The sequence below is a fragment of the Pseudomonas juntendi genome (assembly GCF_009932375.1).
GTDB classification, from domain to species: Bacteria; Pseudomonadota; Gammaproteobacteria; order Pseudomonadales; family Pseudomonadaceae; genus Aquipseudomonas; species Aquipseudomonas juntendi.
Genome location: NZ_BLJG01000522.1, coordinates 1 through 326, shown reverse-complemented (window position 1 = coordinate 326; position 326 = coordinate 1). Strand labels below are relative to the sequence as shown.

The following is a 326-nucleotide window of genomic DNA, read 5'->3' as shown; positions in this document are numbered from 1 at the left end:
GGCTCAGCTGGAGGCACGCACCCACGTTGTTCTGCAGCTCCAGCTGTGCCTGGCGCGCTTCAGCCACGCTCATGTGCGCCTGGTCTACGGCCTGTTCACTGGCGTTGCGTTCACGGCCCCACAAGTCCAGCGCGTAGCTCAAGCCAATGGCCGCGTTGTTGTCCCAGGTGTTGGCACCCGACAACGCGCCAGGCCCATAGAACTGGTCTTCAGGCCAGTTGTGGCGCTTGAGCGTGGCCTGCCCGTTGGCCTGGAGCTTTTCAGCCGACTCGATCACACCGGCCATGGCCTTGGCTTCACGCACCCGCGCGGCGGCCATGGCCAGG

Annotated in this window: 1 protein-coding gene; it reads right to left on the bottom strand. The window is 65.6% G+C overall.

Annotated features, from left to right (window positions below; translation table 11 throughout):
- Positions 1-326 (bottom strand): TolC family protein (locus GYA94_RS27055; protein ID WP_161893493.1); only part of this gene is annotated, 326 nt, incomplete at both ends.